At 67.4% G+C, this 19,627-nt stretch carries 20 protein-coding genes and 1 pseudogene; 12 read left to right on the plus strand and 9 right to left on the minus strand.

Annotation, left to right across the window (positions count from 1 at the left end):
- A complete protein-coding gene (locus ACG0Z3_RS09980) occupies positions 1–855 on the minus strand; it encodes an AAA family ATPase (protein ID WP_394397298.1) in 855 nt (284 codons plus the stop codon).
- Positions 856–942: 87 nt separating this feature from the next.
- On the opposite strand from ACG0Z3_RS09980, the gene ACG0Z3_RS09985 reads away from it, so the two are divergent.
- From ACG0Z3_RS09985 to ACG0Z3_RS23410, 5 genes and pseudogenes are all read left to right on the plus strand, one after another.
- Positions 943–1,587 carry a c-type cytochrome gene (locus tag ACG0Z3_RS09985; RefSeq protein ID WP_394397300.1) on the plus strand — a complete coding sequence of 215 codons (645 nt, stop codon included), beginning with the start codon at positions 943–945 and terminating at the stop codon, positions 1,585–1,587.
- A 291-nt stretch (positions 1,588–1,878) separates the two neighbouring features.
- On the plus strand, positions 1,879–3,114 hold the full coding sequence (locus ACG0Z3_RS09990; protein WP_394397302.1) for a cyclic di-GMP phosphodiesterase: 1,236 nt from the start codon (positions 1,879–1,881) through the stop codon (positions 3,112–3,114).
- Between the two features lie 49 nt (positions 3,115–3,163).
- Positions 3,164–4,732, plus strand: a complete 1,569-nt coding sequence (locus tag ACG0Z3_RS09995) for an ABC transporter substrate-binding protein (RefSeq protein WP_394397304.1) — start codon at positions 3,164–3,166, stop codon at positions 4,730–4,732.
- Positions 4,733–4,807: 75 nt separating this feature from the next.
- On the plus strand, positions 4,808–6,712 hold the full coding sequence (locus ACG0Z3_RS10000; protein WP_394397305.1) for a hypothetical protein: 1,905 nt from the start codon (positions 4,808–4,810) through the stop codon (positions 6,710–6,712).
- A 224-nt stretch (positions 6,713–6,936) separates the two neighbouring features.
- A pseudogene (locus tag ACG0Z3_RS23410) lies at positions 6,937–7,050 on the plus strand (transposase-like zinc-binding domain-containing protein); the annotation flags it as partial.
- A 186-nt stretch (positions 7,051–7,236) separates the two neighbouring features.
- On the opposite strand, the gene ACG0Z3_RS10005 reads toward ACG0Z3_RS23410, so the two are convergent.
- From ACG0Z3_RS10005 to ACG0Z3_RS10035, 7 genes are all read right to left on the minus strand, one after another.
- Positions 7,237–7,995 carry a 3-hydroxyacyl-CoA dehydrogenase gene (locus ACG0Z3_RS10005; RefSeq protein WP_394397306.1) on the minus strand — a complete coding sequence of 253 codons (759 nt, stop codon included), beginning with the start codon at positions 7,993–7,995 and terminating at the stop codon, positions 7,237–7,239.
- Between the two features lie 115 nt (positions 7,996–8,110).
- Positions 8,111–8,764: an adenylate kinase gene (adk, locus tag ACG0Z3_RS10010; RefSeq protein ID WP_394397308.1), complete on the minus strand. Its 654-nt coding sequence runs from the start codon at positions 8,762–8,764 to the stop codon at positions 8,111–8,113.
- A 98-nt stretch (positions 8,765–8,862) separates the two neighbouring features.
- Positions 8,863–9,600 (minus strand): 3-deoxy-manno-octulosonate cytidylyltransferase, encoded by a 738-nt coding sequence (kdsB, locus tag ACG0Z3_RS10015; protein ID WP_394397310.1) that lies wholly within the window; start codon positions 9,598–9,600, stop codon positions 8,863–8,865.
- Entirely contained in the window at positions 9,597–9,809 is a 213-nt protein-coding gene (locus tag ACG0Z3_RS10020) for a Trm112 family protein (protein WP_394397312.1), read from the minus strand. The genes kdsB and ACG0Z3_RS10020 overlap by 4 nt, the downstream gene beginning before the upstream one ends.
- Positions 9,794–10,849 carry a tetraacyldisaccharide 4'-kinase gene (lpxK, locus tag ACG0Z3_RS10025; protein WP_394397313.1) on the minus strand — a complete coding sequence of 352 codons (1,056 nt, stop codon included), beginning with the start codon at positions 10,847–10,849 and terminating at the stop codon, positions 9,794–9,796. Before lpxK ends, ACG0Z3_RS10020 begins: the two co-directional genes overlap by 16 nt.
- Positions 10,815–11,231, minus strand: coding sequence for an ExbD/TolR family protein (locus tag ACG0Z3_RS10030; RefSeq protein ID WP_394397314.1), 417 nt, complete (start codon positions 11,229–11,231; stop codon positions 10,815–10,817). The genes lpxK and ACG0Z3_RS10030 overlap by 35 nt, the downstream gene beginning before the upstream one ends.
- 19 nt (positions 11,232–11,250) lie before the next feature.
- On the minus strand, positions 11,251–11,868 hold the full coding sequence (locus ACG0Z3_RS10035) for a MotA/TolQ/ExbB proton channel family protein (protein ID WP_394397316.1): 618 nt from the start codon (positions 11,866–11,868) through the stop codon (positions 11,251–11,253).
- A 350-nt stretch (positions 11,869–12,218) separates the two neighbouring features.
- Between ACG0Z3_RS10035 and xseA the strand changes: the two genes are divergently transcribed.
- Together xseA and ACG0Z3_RS10045 are read left to right on the plus strand one after the other, a co-directional pair.
- Entirely contained in the window at positions 12,219–13,520 is a 1,302-nt protein-coding gene (gene xseA / locus ACG0Z3_RS10040) for an exodeoxyribonuclease VII large subunit (protein ID WP_394397318.1), read from the plus strand.
- A 62-nt stretch (positions 13,521–13,582) separates the two neighbouring features.
- Entirely contained in the window at positions 13,583–14,164 is a 582-nt protein-coding gene (locus ACG0Z3_RS10045) for a superoxide dismutase (protein ID WP_394397320.1), read from the plus strand.
- Between the two features lie 114 nt (positions 14,165–14,278).
- On the opposite strand, the gene ACG0Z3_RS10050 is transcribed toward ACG0Z3_RS10045, so the two are convergent.
- On the minus strand, positions 14,279–14,761 hold the full coding sequence (locus ACG0Z3_RS10050; RefSeq protein WP_394397321.1) for a fasciclin domain-containing protein: 483 nt from the start codon (positions 14,759–14,761) through the stop codon (positions 14,279–14,281).
- A 226-nt stretch (positions 14,762–14,987) separates the two neighbouring features.
- Here ACG0Z3_RS10050 and pstS point away from each other — a divergent pair, with 226 nt between their 5' ends.
- From pstS to phoU, 5 genes are all read left to right on the plus strand, one after another.
- Positions 14,988–16,028, plus strand: coding sequence for a phosphate ABC transporter substrate-binding protein PstS (gene pstS / locus ACG0Z3_RS10055; RefSeq protein ID WP_394397322.1), 1,041 nt, complete (start codon positions 14,988–14,990; stop codon positions 16,026–16,028).
- Positions 16,029–16,114: 86 nt separating this feature from the next.
- Complete coding sequence (gene pstC / locus ACG0Z3_RS10060) at positions 16,115–17,137, plus strand: phosphate ABC transporter permease PstC (RefSeq protein WP_394397324.1); 1,023 nt, start codon at positions 16,115–16,117, stop codon at positions 17,135–17,137.
- Positions 17,134–17,997 carry a phosphate ABC transporter permease PstA gene (gene pstA / locus ACG0Z3_RS10065; protein ID WP_394397325.1) on the plus strand — a complete coding sequence of 288 codons (864 nt, stop codon included), beginning with the start codon at positions 17,134–17,136 and terminating at the stop codon, positions 17,995–17,997. The genes pstC and pstA overlap by 4 nt, the downstream gene beginning before the upstream one ends.
- Positions 17,998–18,006: 9 nt before the next feature.
- Complete coding sequence (gene pstB / locus ACG0Z3_RS10070) at positions 18,007–18,792, plus strand: phosphate ABC transporter ATP-binding protein PstB (RefSeq protein WP_394397327.1); 786 nt, start codon at positions 18,007–18,009, stop codon at positions 18,790–18,792.
- 14 nt (positions 18,793–18,806) lie between these two features.
- On the plus strand, positions 18,807–19,514 hold the full coding sequence (gene phoU / locus ACG0Z3_RS10075) for a phosphate signaling complex protein PhoU (RefSeq protein WP_394397329.1): 708 nt from the start codon (positions 18,807–18,809) through the stop codon (positions 19,512–19,514).
- Positions 19,515–19,627: the final 113 nt, after the last annotated feature.

The raw sequence follows: 19,627 nt of genomic DNA on the forward strand, positions 1-19,627 counted from the left end.
TCAGCGGTTGTTGCGTTGCATGAACACGAGTTTTTCGAACAGGGTCAGGTCTTGCTCGTTCTTGAGCAATGCCCCGACCAGCGGCGGGATGCTGACCTTCTCGTCCTGGGCCTGCAGCGCCTGTACGGGCACGTCCTCGGCCACCAGCAGCTTGAGCCAGTCGATGAGCTCGGAGGTGCTGGGTTTCTTCTTGAGGCCCGGCAGGTTGCGCACGTCGTAGAAGTTCTTCAGCGCGGCGGCCAGCAGGTCCTTCTTCAGCGTGGGGAAGTGCACGTCGACGATCTTGGCCATCGTCTCGGCGTCCGGGAACTTGATGTAGTGGAAGAAGCAGCGGCGCAGGAAGGCGTCAGGCAGCTCCTTCTCGTTGTTGGACGTGATGAACACCAGCGGGCGGTGCCTGGCCTTCACGAGTTGGCGCGTCTCGTAGACGTAGAACTCCATGCGGTCGATCTCGCGCAGCAAGTCGTTCGGGAATTCAATGTCGGCCTTGTCGATCTCGTCGATGAGCAGCACCACGGGCTGATCCGCCTCGAAGGCCTGCCATAGCACGCCCTTGACGATGTAGTTCTCGATCTGGCGCACGCGCTCGCTGCCCTCGATGCCGGCGAGCTGGCTGTCCCGCAGCCGGCTGACGGCGTCGTACTCGTACAGGCCCTGCTGGGCCTTGGTGGTGCTTTTGATGTGCCACTGCAGCAGCGGCATGCCCAAGGCGGCGGCTACCTCCTCGGCCAGCATGGTCTTGCCCGTGCCGGGCTCGCCCTTGATAAGCAACGGGCGCTGCAGCGTAGCGGCTGCGTTGACCGCCAGCATCAGGTCGGCGGTGGCCACGTATTGGTCGGAACCTTGGAATTTCATGGGGAAAACCGGGGCAGGAAGGGGGCCGAATCAGTATAGGAGCCCTCCTATAATCGCGGCCGCCTAAGAACCCAGACCCCACGAGACATGAAAAAACTGCTGCAGATCTCGATCACCCTGGCCGCCCTGTTCGGCGCCGCCGCCGTGCAGGCTCAGGACGTGAAGGCCGGTGAAAAGAAGGTCGCGATGTGCATCGGCTGCCATGGCATCCCGGGTTACCAGGCCAGCTTCCCTGAAATCCACAAGGTGCCCATGATCGCGGGCCAGAACGCGAAGTACATCGTGGCCTCGCTGCAGGCGTATGCCAAGGGCGAGCGCAAGCACCCCACCATGCGCGGCATCGCCGGGTCCATGAGCGAGCAGGACATGCTGGACGTGGCGGCTTTCTATGAGCAGCAAGCCAAGAAGCCCGCCGTGCCCGAGAACGTGCCCGCCGCGCCGGCCAACGTGGCCGAACTGCTGACCAAAGGCGCCTGCATCTCCTGCCATGGTGCGAACTTCAGCAAGCCCATCGACCCGGCCTATCCCAAGATCGCCGGCCAGCACGCCGACTATCTGACGGTGGCGCTGAAGTCCTACAAGACCGAGAAGAACGCCAACGTGGGCCGCAGCAATGGCGTCATGGCGGGCCAGGCCAAGCAGTTCAGCAATGCCGAACTGAAGGCCATTGCCGGCTACATCGCCAGCCTGCCGGGCGAGCTGGCCACCGTGCCGCAGGGCAAGATGCGCTGAGGCGCACACCGCTGCGCCGGTCGAAGAGCCGCCTCGGTCGAGGCGGCTTTTTTTCGTGGGTCTTTGCGCATTGGCTCGTGATTCCGATGGCGAGCGTCTGCGAAAACTAGGCCGGGTCGGGCCAGCGGCGCGCAGTGGCAGGCCGGCCCGGTTTCCGGCGCTCACCCCATGTCATCGCTGCGTCAGCAGACAACGCGCAGCGAGCCCCTTTCATCGGGCAAACCGTGCAGGGTTGCACACCGTGGCTGCTGACCGTGAACCGATACTCGCCCGGATGGAAATGACGCCGTCATGCTGAAGAAAATCCCGACCACCGAGGCCAGGCTCGGCATGTATCTGCAGGCCATGGAAGGGGCGTGGTTGTCCCACCCCTTCTGGAAAACCAAGTTCGTGCTGACCGATTCCGCTGACCTGGCCGCCCTGAAGTCCAGTGGTGTGCCGGCGGTGTGGATCGACGTCAGCAAGGGGGCAGATGTCGCGTCAGCCGTCGCCAGTCCCGTCACGACAGCGCAGTCACCGGCGGTGCCAGCCCCAGCCTCAGCGCCGGCGCCGGCTGCCGCTGCGCGATCGTCCACACGGGTCAGCATGGAGTCGGAGCTGGACCGAGCCGGCCAGGTGCTGAACCGGTCCAAGGCCGCCGTCATGGCGCTCTTCAACGAGGCCCGGCTGGGCAAGGCGATAGACAGCGAGGTCTGCCTGCCCATCGTCGACGAGGTGGCCTCGTCGCTGGCGCGCAACCCGTCCGCCTTCGTCAGCCTGGCCCGGCTGAAGGACAAGGACGACTACACCTACATGCACTCCGTGGCCGTGTGCGGGCTCATGGTGGCCCTGGGCCGCCACATGGGCCTGAACGACGCCGAGGTGCGCGAGGCGGGCCTGGCAGGCCTGTTGCACGATGTGGGCAAGATGCAGATGCCCCTGGATGTCCTGAACAAGCCCGGCTCCCTGACCGACGCGGAGTTCAATGTGATGCGCAGCCACCCGGAGCGGGGCTGGGAGATGCTCAGCGAAGGTACCCAGGTGCCCGCCGTGGCGCTGGATGTCTGCCTGCATCACCACGAGAAGGTGGACGGCACCGGCTATCCGCACAAGCTGGCCGGCGAGCAGATCAGCCTGCTGGCACGCATGGGGGCGGTCTGCGACGTCTATGACGCCATCACCTCGACGCGGCCCTACAAGAAGGCCTGGGATCCGGCAGGCTCGCTGCAGCGCATGGCGCAATGGAAGGGCCAATTTGATCCGGTGGTGTTCCAGGCCTTCGTGAAGAGCATCGGCATCTACCCCACCGGCACGCTGGTGCGGCTGCAGTCCGGACGGCTGGCGGTGGTGGTGGACCAGAACCCCGAGTCACTGGTCGCGCCGCGCGTGAAGGTGTTCTATTCCACCAAGTCCAACATGCCCATCCCGGTGCAGGTGCTGGATCTCTCGGCGCAGGGCACTACCGACCGCATCGCCGGGCGCGAGCCGCCGGAGAACTGGGGCTTCAATCATCTGGAAGAACTCTGGAATCCAAATCTAAAAAGGTGATTTGGGTCGCTCCTAAACTGCCAGGCCTTGCAGTTCTTGGGGTGGGAAGATGAAACGATGGATGGCGGCGGCCCTGCTGGGCTGGTCTCTGGTGGCGTCGGCGCAGACCTTGCGCTGGGCGGGCCAGGGTGACCCGCAGACGATGGACCCGCACTCGCAGAACGAGACGCTGACGAACAACGTCAACTCCCAGATCTACGAGCGCCTCATCCACCGCGACGCGCGGCTGGCGCTGGTGCCAGGGCTTGCCACGTCCTGGGCCCAGACCGGTCCGCTGAGCTGGCGCTTCAAGCTGAGGCCGGGCGTGAAGTTCCACGACGGCACGCCGCTCACGGCCGACGACGTCGTGTTCTCGCTGCAGCGCGCCCGGGCGCCCACGTCGCAGATCGCCGTTTATGCCCATGCGGTCGGCACAGCAAAGCGCGTGGACGACCTGACGGTGGATTTCCAGCTTGCGGCCTTCAACCCCATCTTCCTGCAGCACCTCGAGCAGCTGCCCATCATGAGCCGCAAGTGGTGCGAGGCGCACCGCGTGGTGCTGCCGCTGGACTTCAAGGGGCGCGAGGAGAGCCACGCCTCCGTCAACGCCAATGGCACGGGGCCCTTCCAGCTGGTCACGCGCCAGCCAGGCGTGAAGACCGTGCTGCGGCGCAACCCGGCCTGGTGGGGGCGCGCTGACGGCAATGTGCAGGAGGTGGTCTACACCCCGATCGCCAGCGACGCCACGCGGCTGGCAGCCCTGGTGTCGGGAGAGGTCGATCTGGTCAACGACCCGGCGCCGCGCGACATCACGCGGCTGCGCAGCACGCCCGGCGTGAAGATCATCGACGGACCCGAGAACCGGCTGGTCTTCATCGGCATGGACCAGGCGCGCGACAAGCTGCTCTACGGCCGCGCACCCGGCGACCGCAATCCGTTCAAGGATGTCCGCGTGCGGCGTGCGCTCTACCAGGCCATCGACGTGCAGGCGCTCAAGCTCAAGCTGATGGCCGGCCTGTCCGAGCCCACCGGCGCACTGACGCCGTCGGCCAACGCGTCCTTCGACGACCCGGCGCTGCAGTCTCGCCTGCCGCTGGACGTTGCGGGCGCCCGCAAGCTGATGGCCGATGCCGGCTATGCGGACGGCTTCGAGGTCACGCTGGACTGTCCCAACAACCGCTACATCAACGACGAGGAGATCTGTGCCGCGCTGGCCGCCATGTGGGCGCAGCTCAAGGTTCGTGTGAAGGTCAACGCCATGCCGCGCGCGCTGTACTTTCCCAAGCTGGAGAAGCTGGACAGCAGCCTGTTCTTGTACGGCTGGGGCGGCAGCATCACCGATGCCGAGGTCATGCTGACCCCCGTGCTGCGCAACCGCGGCGCCAAGGGTGTGGGCGACTACAACTACGGGGGCTTCCGCAACGACCGCGCCGACGCGCTGGCCGCGCAGAGCAGCGTCGAGACCGATGCGAAGAAGCGCGAGCAGCTGATCCGCGGCGCGTTGGCGCAATGGCGCGAGCAGGTCAACGTGATCCCGCTGCACCGCCAGGTCATCCCCTGGGCCATGCAGGCTGCTGTGACGGCGGTGCACCGCGCCGACAACTTCGTCGAGCTGGCCTGGGTGCAGATCAAGCGCTGAAACCCGGCGCTTAACCGCGCACTGCGGCCGCCTGCGGCGCGGCAAACTGGCTGGAGCCCAGTTCCAGACCGCGCCATGCCGTACCGTCCCACCGCCCTCGTTGTTCCCCTGCTCGTGATGCTCACCGCGTGTGGCGGAGGCGGTGGCAAGGATGAGGCCGGCTCGACCCCGGCGGCTACGACGCCGCCGACGCTGCGCGGCGTTGCGGCCACCGGCGCGCCACTGGTGAATGCGCAGGTCAGCGTCGTCGATGGCCAGGGCAAGCTCGTCGGCTCGGCCACCACCCACGCGGCGGACGGCAGCTACAGCGTGACGCTGTCGGCCACCAGCCCGGCGGCGCCGCTGTTCATCCAGGCGCGCGGCATGGACGCCGCCGGTCGCATGCAGGTTCTGCACTCCACCGTGCCCGTCATCGCCGCCACCATGGTGGGCCATGTCACGCCGCTCAGCGACGCCGTCGTCGCGCTGGCGCTAGGTACCGAGCCGGCGCCGGTGTTCGCCGCCGCCGCCACCAGCACCAGCCAGCTCACGCAGATGGCCAGCGCCACGACGGCCGCCAAGGACTTCCTAAAGACACTGGTCAAGACCCAACTGACCGATCTGAAGATTACCGACGCGGCGGCGCTGGATCCGCTCGCCGATGCCAGCTTCGCGGCCAACAAGGGAACGCACGACCTGCTCATCGAGAGCGTGCGCGTGGACTTTGCGCGCTCCAGCGCCAACGTACCGCAACTGCAGATCGGCAACAAGTTCCTCGCCAGCACGGCGGCCGAGGTGGTTGTGGCGCTGCCCACGGCGCAGACGGAACTGCTCAAGGCCACCGGTGCCACGCCGGCCAACGCCATCACATCCACGCTGAAGGCCGCCACCAGCGCGTCCAAGCTGCTGCCCAACCTGTCGGGCTTGGACGACCTGGGCGCGGCGCTGAACAAGCTCATCGTGCAGGGCAAGGACAGCGCAGCCATCCAGGCCGATACGCTGTTGGCTACCAGCTACGACCGCCACAACAGCCGCACCGCTGCCGGCCTGGCCACGCTGCTGGCCAGCTACTCGGCCGCCAACCGCCAGCTCGGCCGCTTCCAGCTGCTGGGCTGCGCGGAGGGGGCGGCGACGACCGGCGACTGCAGCAAGGTGCTAGTGGCCGCGGCGGTCAGCGACTCGACCGGGGCCATCGTCGATGTGTTCAGCGACGCCGTCAGCTACAACAAGAACGCCACGACCACGAACAAGTGGAACCTGGCGGGCAACGGCAAGAAGCTGGCGGTGGCTGTGCATCCACTGGGCTTTGCGGCCAAGAAGGCCGACGGCAGCGCCGACAGCACGCAAAGTCCCAACGCCGGCATCGGCCTGCAGGTGGAAATCCAGGCTTTGGCAGCCGACGCCAGCGTGCTCATCAGCAGCGCCACCGTGCAGCTCACCGGCGGCTTCAGCCTGTCCTTCCGCGACTGCGGCCGCAGCCTGCTGTGCATGTCTTCCGCCGCCGGCACGGCCAGCGTCGTGCCCACCGGCGGCGTGGCCGACATCGCAATCCAGCGCGCGGCCATCGGTTGGGTGGGTGGCGTGGACAGCACGCGCGGCGCCAAGTTCCTCGTCACCACGGCGCTGGAAGACCGCAGCATTTACCTGAACGCGGACGTGCCCGGCGAGCCGGCCGCCGCGCGCTTCCCGGCGCTGGACACCGTCAACAGCAGTGCACTGCTGCGCGCGACCGACCTGCAGGGCAGCACGCTGCAACTCGACTGGCGCACCTGGGCGGCTGCCAACCCGGACCTGCGGCTCATCGAGATCAAGCGTGTCTTCCGCCCCACCGACGGCAGTGCCCCCACGGTGCTGGACACGACCGTGCCGCTGCCGCCCAAGACCAGCGTCACGCTCGTCACGCCGTTCATGCCGGCCGTCACGGTCACCACCGAGCTGTGGCTGCAGGCCATGGACACGCAGGGCCGGCGCCTGCACACGCGCTACACCGCGCAGCCCTGAAATGACCGGGCTCTTGGCGCATTGCTTCGTGATGGTTCTTTTGGGGAGCCATCGCAAGAAGACATGGGCTGGCATGGCCCCGACGGTCGGGGCATCAGGAGCCACAGATGCGCGGCGGAGAACTCAAGAGGATGCTGGCCCAGGCGTAGAAGCGGAAGCCGAAGCCGACGCAGAGGCGGGAATTGATACGGATCCTGAGCGATGTCGATGAGGCTGAGCAGGTCGTGCAGACGGTTCAATCGCGCCCGCAGGCCTGCCCTCACTGCCAAGGTGAGCTCGTGGTTCGCAACGGACACGCCAGCGGGTTGCCGCGCTACAAGTGCCGCGACTGCGCCAGGAGCTTCAGCTCGCTGATCCAGACGCCGCTGGCTCGGCTTCGGCACAAGGGGAAATGGGAGCGCCAAGCCGAAGTGCTGCGTCAAGGATTGAGCGTGCATCAGGCGGCCTACACCCTGGCGGTGGCACCCAGCACTGCCTTCAGCTGGCGTCACCGATTCCTGCAGCTGGCCCAAAGCGTGAAGGGCTTACTTCGGCGCCATGCGAATGGCGCCGTCCAGGCGGATGACCTCGCCGTTGAGCATGTCGTTGGTGATGATCTGGTGCACCAGCTTGGCGTAGTCGTCCGGGCGGCCGAGGCGGCTGGGAAAGGGCACGCTGGCCGCCAGCGCGTCTTGCACCTCCTGCGGCATGCCGAACAGCATGGGCGTGCCGAAGATGCCCGGCGCGATCGTCATGTTGCGGATGCCGCTGCGTGCGAGGTCGCGGGCGATGGGCAGCGTCATGCCCACCACGCCGCCCTTGGAGGCGGCATAGGCCGCCTGGCCGATCTGCCCGTCGTAGGCGGCCACCGAGGCGGTGGAGATCAGCACGCCGCGCTCGCCAGTGGCTTCGGGCTCGTTCTTGGCCATGGCTTCCGCGGCCAGGCGGATCATGTTGAACGTGCCGATCAGGTTGACGCTGATGGTCTTCGTGAAGCTGGCCAGCGGGTGGGCGCCGTCCTTGCCGACGGTCTTGACCGCCGGGGCGATGCCGGCGCAGTTGACCAGGCCCATCAGCTTGCCGATCTCGACGGCGGCCGCAACGGCGGCCTGGCCGTCGGCCTCCTGGCTGACGTCGCACCTGACGAAGCGGCCGCCGAGCTCGGCGGCGAGCTGCTCGCCGCGCTCGACCTGCAGGTCTGCGATGACGACCTGCGCGCCGTGGGCGGCCAGCATGCGGGCCGTGCCTTCGCCGAGGCCCGAGGCGCCGCCGGTGACGATGAACACCTTGCCTGCGATTTCCATGATGAGGATCTCCTGGGTTTGATTGACGTGAACGTCAATTGTCGACGACAAAAAAGCCGCAGGGCCAGAGCGCTGCGGCTTGTTGGGCGGGTGGGGCGCTGAAGCCCCTGCCTCCTCAGCTCAGCGCGGCGAGGGCGCGCTTGGTGATGTCATCCACCGAGCCGAGGCCTTCGATGCGGCGGTACCTGGGCGCATCGGCGTCGCCAGTGGCGGCCCACTGCGAGTAGTAGTCGACCAGCGGGCGCGTCTGCGCGGAGTACACGTCCAGGCGCTTCTTGACGGTGGCTTCCTCGTCGTCGGGGCGTTGCACCAGGTCTTCGCCGGTTTCGTCGTCCTTGCCTTCCACCTTGGGCGGGTTGAACTTGACGTGGTAGGTGCGGCCCGAGGCCGGGTGCGAGCGGCGGCCGCTCATGCGCTCGATGATGGCGTCGAAGGGCACGTCGATTTCCAGCACGAAGTCCAGCTTGACGCCGGCCGCCTTCATGGCGTCCGCCTGGGGGATGGTGCGGGGGAAGCCGTCGAAGAGGAAGCCGCCGGCGCAATCCGCCTGCGCAATGCGCTCCTTGACCAGCGCAATGATCAGGTCGTCGCTGACCAGCCCGCCTGCCTTCATCACCGACTCAGCCTGCTGGCCCAGCGCGGTGCCGGCCTTGACGGCAGCTCTCAGCATGTCGCCAGTCGAAATCTGCGGAATGCCGAATTGCTTGCAGATGAAGGCAGCTTGGGTGCCTTTGCCGGCGCCGGGTGCGCCCAGAAGGATCAGTCGCATGGGTCTCCTCTTGTGTCGGGGCTGTGAAGCAGTCCCGCCTCAACTCAGCGAGGCAGTATCGCATGCGGCCTTGCTGGGGCCTGACGTGCGCGCCGGTGTCAACCCTTGATCAGCAGGCGCACGCGCGCCAGGTCTTCGGGGGTGTCCACACCCGGCCCGGGCTGTTCAGCGCTGATGTGTACCGCGATGCGCTCGCCATGCCAGAGTACGCGCAGCTGTTCCAGCGATTCGATCTGCTCCAGCGGGCTCACCGCCAGCGTCGGGAAACGGCGCAGGAAGCCCGCGCGATAGGCGTACAGGCCCACGTGGCGCAGCGCCTGGTTGGGCTGACCCGCGCCGTCGCGCCACCATGCGATGGGGGCGCGTGAGAAGTACAGCGCCCGGCCGGCCTTGTCGGTGACCAGCTTGACGACGTTGGGGTTCGCGAATTCCGCAGGATCCTGCAGCGCATGGGCCACGGTGGCCATCACGCAGTCGGGCTGTGCGGCCAGTGTGGCAGCGCAGGCATCGATCATCGCGGGCGCGATCAGCGGCTCGTCGCCCTGCACGTTGACGACGGCGGCGTCGTCGGCCAGGCCGAGTTGCTCGACGGCCTCGGCAAGCCGGTCACTGCCGGACGGGTGATCTGCGCGCGTCATGAGCGCCTGGACGCCGTGAACAGCGCAGGCGGTGGCCACCTCGGGCGCATCCGTGGCGACGACGACGCGCTCCGCGCAGGAGAGCGCCGCGCGCTGCGCGACGCGCACGATCATCGGCAGGCCGCCGATGTCGGCCAGCGGCTTGTTGGGCAGGCGGGTCGAGGCCAGCCGCGCCGGGATGACGACGGTGAAGCTCACGGTGCGAGCGGCAGTGGTGCCGAGGCCGCCTCGGGGTCCCAGGGGCGGGCTTCGCTTTCCAGCATCAGCGGGATGCCGTCGCGGATGGGGAAGGCAAGGCGGTCGGCGCGGCAGGCCAGCGCGGGCAGGTCGGCCTCGGCGCCGCGCAGCAGCGTCAGCGGCCCCTTGCACAGCGGGCAGACCAGCATTTCGATCAGTCGTTGATCCATAGCGACGGGAACAGGCGTTGGAGATGGAGATCCAGTGCGGCCGCGAAGCCGGCGCCGGGCGCGAAGTCTAGCGTCACGACCCAGACCGGCATGGTGCCGACGCGATCGGGCGGCAGTTTGACCGCGTCCTTCTCGGTCAGCAGCACGCCGGCGGCGTCGGCGGGCCAGGGCAGGGTGCTGAAGTCGGCATGGTCGGCCAGCGGCAGCGGTGCTGCCTGCACGCCCAGGCTCGCCAGCATGTCGAAGAAGCGGCGTGGCTGGGCGATGCCGGCCACCGCCACCAGCCCCGGCAGACCGCACAGGGCCTGCAGCGGCGCCAGGTCGGCAGCTCGCCCGGCCCACCAGTCCGCCAGCGGCACGGCACCGGCCAACTGCCGGGTGCCGACGAAGCCCGGCAGCGGCGTGCTGGGCCGGGGCGCGTTGTAGACCACCAGCTCCTGAGCCGTCGGTGCGGTGGGCGGCTGGCGCAGCGGGCCTGCGGGCAGCACGCGGCCGTTGCCCAGGCCGCGTTCGTCGAAGACCAGCAGGCTCAGGTCGCGAGGCAGCCGCCAGTGCTGCAGGCCGTCGTCGCTGACGAGCAGTTGCAGTCCGGGTTCAGCGGCCAGCAGTGCGCGGGCCGCAGCCACGCGGTCGCGGCCCACTGCCACCGGCACCCCGGCTCGCAAGTGGATGAGCAGCGGCTCATCGCCCGCCTGGGCGGCGGTGGACTCGCGGCTGAGCAGGTGCACGTCGTCGCCGTCGCGCCCGTAGCCTCGCGAGATGACGCCGGCCTTGAGGCCGCGGGCCTGCAGCAGCGACAACAGGGCCAGCGTGGTCGGTGTCTTGCCGGCACCGCCGACGATCCAGTTGCCGACGACGATGACGGGCACCGGCAGCGTCTCGACCCGCTTCAACCCTAGGCTATAAGCCAGTCGGCGCAGGGCCAGCAGCGCGCGGTAGAGCGCACTCAGCGGCAGCAGCGCGGCCGCCAGCGGTCCGCCGGTCAGCCACTCGCGCTGCAGACGGTCACTGAGCGTCGGTCTGGGCGGCGAAGGTGACACGGATCAGGCCCACGCGCCGGGCGGCGTCCATCACGTTGATGACGGCCTGGTGAGGGGTGGCGGCATCGGCCGAGATGATGACCGAGGTCTCGGCGTTGCCGCCCGAGGCCTGGCGCAGTGCGCTGACGAGGATGTCCACCGAGCGACCCTCGACTGCCTGCTTGTTGATGACGAAGCGGCCATCGGCGGCGATGCCGACGATGACCTCTTGCGGCCTGTCCTTGAGCTTGTCGGCATTGGCCGCCGGCAGCGTGATCTGCAGCTCGGTGAACTTCGAGTACGTCGTCGACAGCATCAGGAAGATCAGGATCACCAGCAGCACGTCGATGAAGGGAATCAGGTTGATCTCCGGCGGCTCGCTTTGCGGTGAACGGAAGCGCATGGCGTGATCCTCCCGCGCTTCAGGCCGTGTAGCGGCGCAGCTGGCCCAGCAGGCGGTCGGCGGCGGCTTCGAGCTCCAGCACGTACTCCTCGATGCGGCCGCGGAAGTGGCGGTGGGCGACCAGTGCCGGGATGGCGATCATCAGCCCGAAGGCGGTGTTGTAGAGCGCGATGGAGATGCCATGCGCCAGCTGGGCCGGGTTGTTGCCGCCCGGCGTCTGGCTGCCGAAGATCTCGATCATGCCCACCACCGTGCCCATCAGGCCCAGCAGCGGCGCGGCGGTGGCGATGGTGCCCAGCGTGTTCATGTAGCGCTCGAGCTGGTGCACGGCGCGCCTGCCGGCGAACTCGAACACCTGGCGCAGCTTGCCCTCGGGCATTTGCGGCTCAGCTGTGACGGCGCGCAGGCCGGCGGCCAGCACCTCACCCAGTACCGAGTTCTCGGCCAGCCGGTCCACCATCTCCGGCGTTGGCAATTGCTGGGTACTGACGTTCAACACGTCCTCCAGCAGCCGCGGCGGCAGGATGCGGCTGGCGCGCAGGCTGGTGAGGCGTTCGATGATCAGCGCCAGGGCCACCACGGAGCACAGGAGCAAGGGCCAGATCGGCCAGCCGGCGGCTTGTATGATCGAAAACAAGGGCGTCCCCGTCAGAAATAGCGGCCGCTGACCGGCCGGGAATTGCGCGGGATTATGGGCCCAGGCCAGGGCTGCTTCGCGAATGCCAAGCCCCCAAAGAAGGCGTGCCAACAATCCACCGCCGCTGTGGATAACTTTGTGGGCAACCCCGGGGCGGATCGCGCCGGAGGCCGTCAAATCAAGGCCTTGGACAACTTGCCTCGAATTTGAGCAGCGGATTTCGAATTGAAAAACAAGACCTTATGTGCTCATGACGGCCGGCTGACGGGCGCCGTGAGCCGAAATCGACCGCCAGCCCAGTGCTGGCGCGGCTGTGGACTTCCCGGCCCGCGCCGGCATTGGGTTTGCGCGTGATCGAGCCTCGCGAAGCCCCGCCGAATCGGCGTGTCTGGGGCGTGGCCGGCCTTGTGGAGGCCGTCGCCCAGAGCTTGTCGGAGCGTTTCTCGGTCGTCGTTGTGGGCGGCGAGATCTCGGGCTTCACGCGGGCGGCCAGCGGCCACTGCTACTTCACGCTGAAGGATGCCGACGGGCTGGCGGCCAGCCTGCGCTGTGCGATGTTCCGCCGTGCGGCGGCGATGCTGGACTTCGCGCCGGCTGATGGCGCGCTGGTGGAATTGCGCGGCCGCGTGGCCGTCTACGAGCCGCGCGGCGAACTGCAGTTCGTCGTCGAGGCCATGCGGCGAGCCGGCGCTGGCACGCTGTACGAGCAGTTCCTGAAGCTGCGTGCTCGCCTGGCGGCCGAAGGCTTGTTCGAGGCCGACGCCAAGCGCGCGCTGCCGCCGCATCCGCAGCGCATCGGCGTCATCACGTCGGCCGCCGGCGCGGCGCTGCACGATGTGCTGACGGCGCTGGCGCGCCGCGCGCCGCAGGTGGAGGTGGTCGTCTACCCCAGCCCAGTGCAGGGCGCTGAGGCGCCGCCGGCGCTGGTGAGCGCGCTGCGCACGGCCAACGAGCGGGCCGAGGTGGACCTGCTTTTGCTGGTGCGCGGTGGCGGCTCGCTGGAGGACCTGTGGGCGTTCAATGACGAGCGCGTCGTGCGGGCGGTGGCGATGTCCGGTCTGCCCGTTGTCTGCGGCGTCGGCCACGAGACGGATGTGACGCTCAGTGACCTCGCCGCCGATGTGCGCGCGCCCACGCCCACGGCAGCGGCCGAATTGGCGGCGCCATCGCGCGAGGCCTTGCTGCAGCAGCTCGCCAGTCTGGAGCGCGCGCTGACGCTGCGGCTGGATCACCGGCTGCAGGCCGTCGCCCAGCGGCTGGACCGGATGGCGCTACGCCTCTCCCGCCCCAGCGAGGTGCTGGCCCGCCAGCGCCGCCTGCTGGACTTGCTGGCCCAGCGCGCGGCAGTCGCGCCCGGGCGGCGCATCGAGCTGCAGCGCCAGCGGCTGGACCACCTGGCGCCGCGCCCGGCGCGTGCGCTGGCCGAGACGCTGCGGCGCCAGGGTGCCCGGCTGGATTCGCTTCAGGCCCGGCTGCAGGCGCTGGACCCGCAGCATGTGCTGGCCCGCGGCTATGCGTGGCTGGACGATGGCCAGGGCGGGGCGATCACGTCGGCTCAGGCGCTGCAGCCAGGCCGCGAGGTGCGCGCCGTGCTGGCCGACGGCAGCGCCGACATGCAAGTCCAACGGGTACGGCTATTGCCGCCAGGGTGATTGGCGCTCCCTACAATCTGCCGCGTTTCGCTCCCCCCCCCCAACATTCAGAGGTTCACACCATGGAACACACGCTGCCCCCGCTGCCCTACGCAATCGACTCGCTGGCCCCGCACTACAGCAAGGAAACGCTGGAGTTCCACCACGGCAAGCACCACAACGCCTACGTCGTGAACCTGAACAACCTGCAGAAGGGCACCGAGTTCGAGAGCAAGACGCTGGAAGAGATCGTCAAGACCTCCAGCGGCGGCATCTACAACAACGCCGCGCAAATCTGGAACCACACCTTCTTCTGGAACTGCATGAAGCCGCAAGGCGGCGGTGAGCCCAGCGGCGCGCTGGCCGATGCCATCAATGCCAAGTGGGGCAGCTACGCGGCCTTCAAGGAAGCCTTCGTCAAGAGCGCCGTCGGCAACTTCGGTTCCGGCTGGACCTGGCTCGTGAAGAAGGCCGACGGTACGGTCGACATCGTCAACACCGGCGCCGCCGGCACGCCGCTGACCACCGCCGACAAGGCGCTGCTGACTGTCGACGTGTGGGAGCACGCCTACTACATCGACTATCGCAACCTGCGCCCGAAGTTCGTCGAGACCTTCCTGAGCAACCTCGTGAACTGGCAGTTCGCCGAAGCAAACTTCGCCTGACCTTCCGGCAGCGGCGCCCATGGCGGGCGCTTCTCCGGACGCGACAAGGCCGCCCGCGTGCGACGCGAGGCGGCTTTTTCTTGCCGGGCCGTTGTGCTTGTGGTCGGTCGGGCCTTACTTCTTGACGGGCGGCAGCAGCACGCGGTCCACCGCATGGGCCATGCCGTTGGTGGCAATGATGTCGGCCCGCAGCACCAGGGCCTCGTCCACCGTGACGAAGTCACCCGCCTTGGCCAGCGCCAGGTTGCCGCCCTGGCGGCTCTTGGCAGCGCCGGCCTTGATGTCGGCGGCCGCCAGACGACCGTCGACGATGTGGTGGCTCAGCACGGCCTTCAGCTGGGCGCGGTCACCGGCCAGCGCCTCCATCGTCTTGGCCGGCACGGCCTTGAAGGCCTCGTCGCTGGGCACGAAGACCGTCAGCGGGCCGGCGCTGCGCAGTTCCTCGGTCAACCCGGCCTGTGCGGCCAGCCGGGTGAAGGTGCTGAACTGCGGGTCGCGGGCCAGCGTGTCGGCCAGCGGCGCGGGGGCGGGCGTCGTCGCGCAGGCGCTCAGCAAGGCGACGGTGGCGAGCAGGGGCAGGGCGCTGCGGCGGATCATGGGGTGCATCTCCAGAGGTGGGCGGCTAGGTCACTACTACTCTAGAAGTCGATCATGACGATTGCGTGAACCTCCGATTACGCTGTCACAAAGCAGTCCGCACCGCTTCACAGCAGGGAAAAGACGCGATCCAATGACCGGACTGTGCAAGAGACGGTCACTGAATCGTCACATTCGGTGCCTAGGATGCGTGGCATCGTTCAACCGCCTGCGGAAGGTGTTCCAGATGAATTTTGTCCAGGTCAGCAAGTCGTTCGCGCTCGTCGCGGGTCTGTTGGGCGCCCAGGTGGCGCTCGCTCAGGACGTCACCGGTGCCGGCGCGACCTTCCCGGCGCCCATCTACGCCAAGTGGGCTGACGCCTACAACAAGGCCAGCGGCGCCCGCATCAACTACCAGTCTGTCGGCTCCGGCGCCGGTATCCGTCAGATCAAGGCCAAGACGGTCGATTTCGGCGCCTCCGACATGCCGCTGAAGGACGAAGACCTCGCCAAGGACGGCCTGGTGCAGTTCCCCACCGTCATCGGCGGCGTGGTGCCGGTGATCAACATCAAGGGCGTGGCCCCGGGCCAGCTGAAGCTGACCGGCCCCGTGCTGGCCGACATCTACCTGGGCAAGATCGCCAAGTGGAACGATGCCGCCATCACGGCGCTGAACCCCGGCGTGGCGCTGCCTGACGCCGCCATCGCTCCGGTGGCCCGTGCCGACGGTTCCGGCACCACCTTCATCTTCACGAACTACCTGTCCAAGGTCAGCGAGTCCTGGAAGACCCAGGTCGGCGAGGGCACGACGGTCAAGTGGCTGGCCGGCACGGCCGGCAAGGGCAACGAGGGTGTCGCCGCCTTTGTGCAGCGCCTGCCCAACTCCATCGGCTACGTCGAGTACGCCTATGTGAAGCAGAACAAGATGACCTTTGTTCAGCTGAAGAACAAGGAAGGCCAGTGGGTCAACCCCAGCGACGACGCCTTCAAGGCCGCCGCTGCCGGCGCCGACTGGAACAAGACCTTCTACCAGATCACGACGGACCAGCCGGGCAAGGCCTCGTGGCCGCTGACCAACCCGACCTACATCCTGATGTACAAGTCCCAGGACAAGGCCGCTAACGCCAGCGCCGCGCTGAAGTTCTTCGACTGGGCCTTTGCCAACGGCGACAAGATGGCCGATGAGCTCGACTACGTGCCGCTGCCCGCCAGCGTGAAGGACCTGGTGCGCAAGCAGTGGGCCGACCAGATCAAGGACACGGCCGGCAAGCCTGTCGCGTTCAAGTGATCCCGAGGCGCTGAGCAAGGCCCGGCCCCGGCCGGGCTTTGCCATGTCCACAGCGCAATTCTTTGACCCTACCCTCAGGAGGCACCTTGGCAGCCATCCTCCCAGCCGGCGATGCCGGCGTCGACCGCAGTGAGCAGCAGACGTCGCCCACGAGCCCCAAGCCCCAGCGTCGCCGTGTCGCCCCTTGGGCCGACACCTTGTTCGCCGCCCTGTCGCAAGGCGCGGCCTGGCTGACGCTGCTGCTGATGGTCGGCATCATCGGCTCGCTCATCGTCGGCGCGGCACCTGCGCTGCAGGCCTTCGGCCTGGGCTTCCTGACCAGCTCGGACTGGGACCCGGTGCAGGAGAAGTTCGGTGGCCTGGTGATGATCTACGGCACGCTGGCCAGCTCCTTCATCGCGCTGGTCATCGCCGTCCCGGTGAGCTTCGGCATCGCCATCTTCCTGACCGAACTCTCGCCCAGCTGGCTCAAGCGGCCGCTGGGTATCGCCATCGAACTGCTGGCGGCCGTGCCTTCCATCGTCTACGGCATGTGGGGCCTGCTGGTGTTCGGCCCCATCCTGGCCACTTTCGTGCAGCAGCCGCTGCAGGCGGTGTTCACGGGCGTGCCCTTCATCGGCGCGCTGTTCTCCGGCCCGCCCGTGGGCATCGGCATTCTGTCGGCCGGCATCATCCTGGCGATCATGATCATTCCCTTCATCGCGTCGGTGATGCGTGACGTCTTCGAGGTCACGCCGCCCATGCTGAAGGAGTCGGCCTACGGCTTGGGCGCGACGACCTGGGAGGTTGTCTCGCGCGTCGTGCTGCCGTACACCAAGACCGGTGTCGTCGGTGGCGTCATGCTGGGTCTGGGCCGCGCGCTCGGCGAGACGATGGCGGTCACCTTCGTCATCGGCAACATGAGCCAGCTCAATTCGTTGTCGGTCTTCGAGGCCGCCAACAGCATCACCTCCACGCTGGCCAACGAGTTCGCCGAGGCCGGCGAGGGCCTGCATCAGGCCTCGCTGATGTACCTGGGCCTGGTGCTGTTCCTGATCACCTTCGTGGTGCTGTCCATCTCCAAGCTGTTGCTGATCCGTCTCAAGAAGAACGAAGGAGCGCGCGCATGAGCACCGCACTCGACGCTCGCCGCCTGGCGATGCACAAGAAGCGCAAGCGCATCAACGCGGTGGCGCTGACGCTGTCGCTGGGCGCGATGGCCTTCGGCGTGTTCTGGCTGATCTGGATCCTGTTCGAGACCATCGTGCTCGGCATCGGCGGCCTGAGCCTGGCGACGTTCACCGAGATGACGCCGCCGCCGCAGGGTGAGGGCGGTGGCCTGGCCAACGCCATCTTCGGCAGCTTCGTGATGGTGGGCCTGGCCACACTGGTGGGCACGCCGGTGGGCATCCTGGCCGGCGTCTATCTCGCCGAGTACGGCCAGAAGAATTGGCTGGGCGCGGCTGTGCGCTTCATCAACGACATCCTGCTGTCGGCGCCGTCCATCGTCGTGGGCCTGTTCGTCTACGCAATGGTGGTGGCCAAGATGAAAACCTTCTCGGGCATGGCGGGCTCGCTGGCGCTGGCGCTGCTCGTCATCCCGGTCGTTATCCGCACGACGGAGAACATGCTGAGCCTGGTGCCCAACGCGCTGCGCGAGGCGGCCTACGCGCTGGGTACGCCCAAGTGGAAGGTCATCCTGTCCATCACGCTGAAGGCGGCCCGCGCCGGCGTCATCACCGGCATTTTGCTTGCGCTGGCCCGCGTGTCCGGCGAGACGGCGCCGCTGCTGTTCACCGCACTGTCCAACCAGTTCTGGACCAGCAGCATCGGCGCCCCGATGGCCAGCCTGCCGGTCACCATCTTCAAGTTCGCGATGAGCCCCTACGAGAACTGGCAGAAGCTGGCCTGGGCCGGCGTCTTCCTGATCACGGTCGGCGTGCTGCTGCTGAACATCCTGGCCCGCGTGCTCTTCAAGAACAAACACTAAGGACCCAACATGGACGCCAAGATCGATATGCCCGTGGGTGAACGCGCCAAGTTGTCGGTGCGTAACCTGAACTTCTACTACGGCGGCTTCCACGCGCTGAAGAACATCAACCTCGACATCCCCGAGAAGAAGGTCACCGCCTTCATCGGCCCGTCGGGCTGCGGCAAGTCCACACTGCTGCGCACGCTGAACCGCATGTTCGAGCTCTACCCCGAGCAGCGCGCCGAAGGCCAGATCCTGCTGGACGGCGAGGACATCCTGTCCAGCAAGGACGATGTCTCGCTGATTCGCGCCAAGGTCGGCATGGTGTTCCAGAAGCCCACGCCCTTCCCGATGTCCATCTACGACAACATCGCGTTCGGCGTGAAGCTGTTCGAGACGCTGCCGCGCGTAGAGATGGACGAGCGCGTCGAGTGGGCGCTGAAGAAGGCGGCCCTCTGGACCGAAGTGAAGGACAAGCTCAACCAGAGCGGTGCCGGCCTCTCCGGCGGCCAGCAGCAGCGCCTGTGCATCGCGCGTGGCATCGCCATCAAGCCCGAGGTACTGCTGCTCGACGAGCCCTGCTCGGCGCTGGACCCGATCTCCACCGGCAAGATCGAGGAGCTCATCCACGAGCTCAAGAGCGACTACACCGTGGCCATCGTGACCCACAACATGCAGCAGGCCGCGCGTTGCTCGGACTACACGGCCTACATGTACCTCGGCGACCTCATCGAATTCGGGCCGACCGCGGAGCTCTTCATGAAGCCCAAGCGCAAGGATACCGAGGACTACATCACCGGCCGCTTCGGCTGATACGGGAGCAAAGAATGGTCGACAAACATCTCTCCACCCAATTCGACGCCGAGCTCAGCGGCATTTCCACCCGCGTGCTCGAGATGGGCGGCCTTGTCGAGGCCCAGGTGGCCCAGGCCGTGCAGGCGCTGAGCGAGTTCTCGGCCGAGTCAGCCGATGAAGTGCTGGCCCGCGAAGGCCGCGTCAACTCGATGGAAATCGAGATCGACCGCGATCTCTCCACCATCATTGCGCGCCGCCAGCCCACCGCCCGCGACCTGCGCCTGCTGATCGCCATCAGCAAGAGCATCGCCAACCTCGAACGCGTTGGCGACGAGGCGGCGCGCATCGCCCGCACGGTGCAGCGCCTGGTCGCCAGCGGTGTCTCCAGCCGCCTGCGCGTGCCGATGTCCGACCTGGGCTACGAGGCCGATCTGGCCACGGCCCAGCTGCGCAAGGCGCTGGACGCCTTCGCGCGCCTGGACGTCGAGCGTGCGCTGGACGTGCTCAAGCACGACGACGAGATCGACAAGGAATTCGACGGCCTGCTGCGCAAGCTCATCACGTACATGATGGAAGACCCGCGCACCATCTCGTCGTCCATCGACCTCGTGTTTGTCGCCAAGGCTATCGAGCGCGTGGGTGACCATGCCAAGAACCTGGCCGAGGTTGTCATCTACGTCGTCAAGGGCCAGGACGTGCGCCACAACACGCCCGAGGCTGTCGAGACCATGGTCCGGTAGGCGGGCCCAGTCCCTACCGGCTTCGCCGGCCCCTCCAGGGGGCACTGTCAGTGGACCTGCACAGCCGGCGCCACGACAGTCACTCGGCAACGCACTACTTTCGAAAGAGAACC

The sequence above is a fragment of the Pelomonas margarita genome, from assembly GCF_043555875.1.
GTDB lineage: Bacteria > Pseudomonadota > Gammaproteobacteria > Burkholderiales > Burkholderiaceae_C > Pelomonas > Pelomonas margarita.

Bases quoted from the DNA above. Each gene is read 5' to 3' on its own strand.
- ACG0Z3_RS09980 (WP_394397298.1), bottom strand. From the start codon at position 855: ATGAAATTCCAAGGTTCCGACCAATACGTGGCCACCGCCGACCTGATG.
- ACG0Z3_RS09985 (WP_394397300.1), top strand. From the start codon at position 943: ATGAAAAAACTGCTGCAGATCTCGATCACCCTGGCCGCCCTGTTCGGC.
- ACG0Z3_RS09990 (WP_394397302.1), top strand. From the start codon at position 1,879: ATGCTGAAGAAAATCCCGACCACCGAGGCCAGGCTCGGCATGTATCTG.
- ACG0Z3_RS09995 (WP_394397304.1), top strand. From the start codon at position 3,164: ATGAAACGATGGATGGCGGCGGCCCTGCTGGGCTGGTCTCTGGTGGCG.
- ACG0Z3_RS10000 (WP_394397305.1), top strand. From the start codon at position 4,808: ATGCCGTACCGTCCCACCGCCCTCGTTGTTCCCCTGCTCGTGATGCTC.
- ACG0Z3_RS10005 (WP_394397306.1), bottom strand. From the start codon at position 7,995: ATGGAAATCGCAGGCAAGGTGTTCATCGTCACCGGCGGCGCCTCGGGC.
- adk (WP_394397308.1), bottom strand. From the start codon at position 8,764: ATGCGACTGATCCTTCTGGGCGCACCCGGCGCCGGCAAAGGCACCCAA.
- ACG0Z3_RS10020 (WP_394397312.1), bottom strand. From the start codon at position 9,809: ATGGATCAACGACTGATCGAAATGCTGGTCTGCCCGCTGTGCAAGGGG.
- ACG0Z3_RS10030 (WP_394397314.1), bottom strand. From the start codon at position 11,231: ATGCGCTTCCGTTCACCGCAAAGCGAGCCGCCGGAGATCAACCTGATT.
- ACG0Z3_RS10045 (WP_394397320.1), top strand. From the start codon at position 13,583: ATGGAACACACGCTGCCCCCGCTGCCCTACGCAATCGACTCGCTGGCC.
- ACG0Z3_RS10050 (WP_394397321.1), bottom strand. From the start codon at position 14,761: ATGATCCGCCGCAGCGCCCTGCCCCTGCTCGCCACCGTCGCCTTGCTG.
- pstS (WP_394397322.1), top strand. From the start codon at position 14,988: ATGAATTTTGTCCAGGTCAGCAAGTCGTTCGCGCTCGTCGCGGGTCTG.
- pstA (WP_394397325.1), top strand. From the start codon at position 17,134: ATGAGCACCGCACTCGACGCTCGCCGCCTGGCGATGCACAAGAAGCGC.
- pstB (WP_394397327.1), top strand. From the start codon at position 18,007: ATGGACGCCAAGATCGATATGCCCGTGGGTGAACGCGCCAAGTTGTCG.
- phoU (WP_394397329.1), top strand. From the start codon at position 18,807: ATGGTCGACAAACATCTCTCCACCCAATTCGACGCCGAGCTCAGCGGC.